This window comes from Halobacterium sp. CBA1126, assembly GCF_009741975.1.
Taxonomy (GTDB): domain Archaea; phylum Halobacteriota; class Halobacteria; order Halobacteriales; family Halobacteriaceae; genus Halobacterium.
The window spans coordinates 1-4,193 of record NZ_WPCF01000159.1 but is presented as its reverse complement, the minus strand read 5'-3'; the positions used below and the strand labels follow the sequence as shown (position 1 = coordinate 4,193).

Genomic DNA, 4,193 nt, shown 5'->3' with positions numbered 1-4,193 from the left:
ACCTCGTGACCGTCCTCGGATTCCCGGTCCTGCTGCTGGTCTTGTGGTACTTCAAATTCCTTTACGGCGTGTTCAGCGGTCCAATCGAGGGCGAGGGTTACGGCGGGTGACATCCTCCCAGACCGAACTTGGCTGGACAACACGAGCAGGTCGACCGCTTCGGTGGTTTCTGCCCGCCTAAGTTCGACGACGAAGACGAGTGGGATTACACATTCTAGCTGTCGAGTTTAGCTATGGGGCTAGCAATTAGACCTGTTTTGTGCCACACAGGTTCATTCACGTTCGAGGTAGAGCGAGTACATGATGATGCCCAGGCCGATCGCCACCAGGACGCTGTTGATCAGGATCCCCATTTCCAGCGACACAGAGAGGACTTGATGGGCGATACCGGCGAGCAACGCGCCGAACGTGATAATGCCGAACCCGATCCCAAGCATCCGAAGCGAGGGCACCCCCGTGCGACGATAAGCCCGATACGCGATATACGTGATCCCGCTCCCCAACAACAAGATCACCGTTTTCACGACGACAATAGCCGTTCCCACCCACATCATAGTTCATCCCCCATCTTCGACCAGATATCCTCAAGCCGTTCGTCGGCATTCCGCGGCGGTCGTTCCACTGTCACCGAGAAGCCGTCGTCATCCATGGAGATCATCACGTCGTCGAAGTCTCGCTCGTATGTCGTGGTTCGGCCCCCGCCGGGGTTGATCGTGTCCTGTTCGCGGACCAGTGAGGCGTCGCTGAGGCGGTCCAGTTTCCGGTACACCGTCGATTTGGGGATGTCACACGCGTCGATGAGTTCGGGTGCAGTCATAGGTTCAGCTGTTTCGCGAAGAATCGCTCGACAGTCGGCGTCGTCCAGCGCATCAAGGATATCCCGCAACGATGGCGAGTCCTCGGATGACGCTGAATCGCGCACCATTATCTGAACTTGGGACGTATCTGGGATATGCTATCCGGTTGATGTACCCCGCGGCGAGACGAGCAAGCCTGCGACTCGTCTCACCGCTCGATGTCTGTATCGGACTCAGCCTCGAGCAAGCGACGTCCGGCGTCGGTCAGATCATATCGTCCTCGACCGACTGGACGGATCAGCCCATGCCTGTGGAGTCGCGCACACGTTTGGTCGACTGTGATCGGGTGGCATTCCGCAGTGGTGGCGATGTCCATGACATCACGAGGTGACACAGCGACGAAGCACGCGAGGATCTCCCGGTCGGTTTCTCGACCGAGCGCCCGCAGTCCGTCCCGTCCTTGACTACCGGTCGCTACCTCTGCGTAGCCGGGTTGTCTTGGCTCGGTCATCACGCAGACTCCCCGTGTTCCGCGTAGACATCGAGCAGTTCCTGGTAGCGATTCCGGATCGTCATCAGGCTCACGTTGGCCGCGTTACTCACTGTCTTCTGTGTCAGTTGCTCGTTTGTGAGATGGGTTGCCGCATAGAGGGCGGCCGCTGCGAGACCTGCCGGGCTCTTGCCACTGTGTGCGTTCTGTGCTTTGGCGGTGGTGAGCAGATCGCGAGCCTGACGCGTTGCCTCGTCGCTTACCTCGAGTGCGGATGCGAACTGCGGCACGTATTCTAATGGATCCGCCGGTTCAATTTCGAGGGCGAGTTCCCGGGAAACGTACCGATAGGCCCGCTGAATCCGGATCTCTTCGACGCGACTGACTTCAGCGAATGCGCCCAGCTGCCGTGGCGTTCCGTGTTGTCTGGCTGCAGCGTACAGGGCAGCTGTTGCCATGCTCTCGATTGACCGACCCGGGAGGAGATTTTCGTCGAGCGCTCGGCGGTAGATCGCCCCTGCCGTTTCTCGAACTGGGTCTGAAATATCGATAGCAGATCCCATCCGGTTGATCTCGCCAAGTGCTTGTTTGAGATTCCGCTCGTGGGCGTCTTTCGTTCGGAACCGTTCGTCCCACGTCCGCATCCGCTGCAGGCGCGCTCGTTTCCGACTGGACACTGATTGTCCATTCACATCCGTGTCTTTCCTGCTAATTGTTGTGCTGAGCCCCTTGTCGTGCATGAGTTCCGTGGTCGGCGCACCGACGCGACTTTTTTCGTCTCGTTCGTCGCTGTTGAACGCCCGCCACTCGGGCCCTCGGTCGATTGATTCTTCGTTGAGGACTAGCCCGCAGTCTTCGCAGGTCGTTTCCCCGTGCTTATCGTCGTGAACGATCTGGCCGTCGCACTCGGGGCACGACGACTGCGACCGCGACTCGGCAGTCGAGTGCTGTTCGCCGGTATCCGCGTCCTGGATGTCGAGTGATGTGTTGGACATAAGTGCTGGACCTTGAATTTCTGCTCTCGGTACATCTGAGTGGGTCTCGCTAGCACACTGCGGGTGGCCACCCGAAGAACACGCGGCGGGTTCCCACGATCTGGGAATCCGCCAATCTGATTTTGCGAGTGCCGAGTACGTATGGGAGTAGAGCTACCAAGCGGCCTCGATTCGAGAAGAATGATCCGGATAGATTCGATGTTGACGCGGATTCGGGAGCGTGTCAGGGCCTCTCCAGCCTCATACGTCCATTTCTCGGCCATTACACTGATTGTCACCTTTCTCGTTATGATCCTCGGTGCGTATACGAGCGCGATCGGGGCCGGATTGTCGTGCCCGGACTGGCCGATGTGCTACGGAACGTGGGTTCCGTTTCTTCACCCCGATATCGTCGTCACCTCCTCGTATTCGGCCCTCCAGATCTTCGCCGAGTGGGCACATCGTGGACTCGCGATGATTGCTGGCTTGCTCATCCTGGGTACTGCGCTGGGAGCGTGGCTTCGCTATCGAGAGGTGGTGATCGTCAAGTGGTCGGCGACGCTGGCACTGATCCTGTTGCCGATCCAGGTTCTTCTCGGCGGATTGACGGTCACGGCAAACCTCCAACCGATCGTCGTCACCAGCCACCTCGGGGTTGCTATGGTCATTTTGCTGAGTCTCCTGACGACATCCTTGACATCGTATCTACGACAGAAAACAGGTCGATACGCATAGGTGCACTAACGGCTCGTCGGCGGTCATCGCAGGATTGGGCTTCCTCTCCGGTCGGGCTGTCGATAAACGAGAGATGCGGCTTGAGGAGCTGATCAAGACGGAGATGATTCTATCGGTGAGATTTCGGGGTGTTTAATGTCACTAGGGTGTGAGTATTTTACATGGGATCGACAGCGGATCGCCTTCCACGACCCTCGGCCAGTGGCGTCGAACGGATACTCGCGGCCCTGCTAGTGGGGCTTCTCGGACTGTATGCGGTCGGTACGATTGTGAGTGATGTTGCTCCGGTTGTCGACACTGCCGGTGTTGTCGCCGTCCATCTCGCGCTGATCGTTGGCTGTGTGTTCCCGGTTACCGTCCTGGGACATGGGATGTACAGCCGCCTCCGCCCAGCTGCGACTGGACCACGGATCCTCGAGGTCGGGACGGCAACAGTTGCGCTTGCCAGTTTTTGTGCCGCGCTGTGGCTCGCGTTGGACCCGACTGCGACTCTCGATACGCCGCTGTTCGCTGCTGCAGCCGGCGCGCTCTTCATCCTTGTCGGTCTCGTGGCCAGACGACCGTAACGGATCTCTGTCATCTGCATTAATCTAGCCCGTCCTATCTATGGTGTTGATCGCTCAGTACAGACAAGAGAGTTATCACTTGCACGACCCTGTCTAATATCTATGCTGAGGATGACTGCTCCGCCACAATCGATGTACTATGGGTAAGATGGAGCAAAATACGAATACAGACGACGTCTATGGTGTGCAGCTTGCTCGCGCTCGGGACGCTCCAACGAGATTTGCGTTCGCAACACTGGCTCTAAGTACCCGATTGTGGGCAGCGCTCGTTATCGGGTTGCCGCTCGCGTGCCTCCTGCTATCCCCCGTTCACGACGTATTTATCACGGCTGCCGCTGGGTTACCATTTGGCATCTCATTATTGCTCCTATGGTTTAGCCACGAGTTCGCAAACTCGCAATTACGCGTCGAAAATCTGCTTGGGCCGCCTCGTCGTCGATGCGAGACGCAGCCAATTCAGCTCGTCCAGTGATGACGTTCACCTCGTTCCGAACGTTGTGACGGAGGATGCGATTCAGCACGTTCACCATCTCGGACCGCTCTTCGAGACTCGCATTCGATGCTTCAAGCTCAGTCTGTGTTTCGCGGATCTCCTCGATGCGCTGCTGGAGGGCATCCCGTGTCGAGGCTA

Annotated in this window: 5 protein-coding genes and 2 pseudogenes; 3 read left to right on the top strand and 4 right to left on the bottom strand. The window is 58.0% G+C overall.

From position 1 onward, the window contains the following. Positions 1-110 (top strand): annotated as a pseudogene (locus tag GJ634_RS16755) (cytochrome d ubiquinol oxidase subunit II); the annotation flags it as partial. Between the two features lie 162 nt (positions 111-272). Here the strand turns inward: GJ634_RS16755 and GJ634_RS14435 are convergent. From GJ634_RS14435 to GJ634_RS14425, 3 genes are all read right to left on the bottom strand, one after another. Then, positions 273-554, bottom strand: coding sequence for a hypothetical protein (locus GJ634_RS14435; RefSeq protein WP_157503550.1), 282 nt, complete (start codon positions 552-554; stop codon positions 273-275). Then, positions 551-925 carry a helix-turn-helix domain-containing protein gene (locus GJ634_RS14430; protein ID WP_157503549.1) on the bottom strand — a complete coding sequence of 125 codons (375 nt, stop codon included), beginning with the start codon at positions 923-925 and terminating at the stop codon, positions 551-553. The genes GJ634_RS14435 and GJ634_RS14430 overlap by 4 nt, the downstream gene beginning before the upstream one ends. Positions 926-1,307: 382 nt before the next feature. Next, on the bottom strand, positions 1,308-2,282 hold the full coding sequence (locus GJ634_RS14425; protein ID WP_157503548.1) for a transcription initiation factor IIB family protein: 975 nt from the start codon (positions 2,280-2,282) through the stop codon (positions 1,308-1,310). A gap of 141 nt (positions 2,283-2,423) precedes the next feature. Here GJ634_RS14425 and GJ634_RS14420 point away from each other — a divergent pair, with 141 nt between their 5' ends. Continuing rightward, complete coding sequence (locus tag GJ634_RS14420) at positions 2,424-2,996, top strand: heme A synthase (RefSeq protein WP_231737058.1); 573 nt, start codon at positions 2,424-2,426, stop codon at positions 2,994-2,996. A gap of 161 nt (positions 2,997-3,157) precedes the next feature. Next, on the top strand, positions 3,158-3,562 hold the full coding sequence (locus GJ634_RS14415) for a hypothetical protein (protein WP_157503547.1): 405 nt from the start codon (positions 3,158-3,160) through the stop codon (positions 3,560-3,562). A 374-nt stretch (positions 3,563-3,936) separates the two neighbouring features. Here the strand turns inward: GJ634_RS14415 and GJ634_RS16285 are convergent. Further along, a pseudogene (locus GJ634_RS16285) lies at positions 3,937-4,193 on the bottom strand (hypothetical protein); the annotation flags it as partial.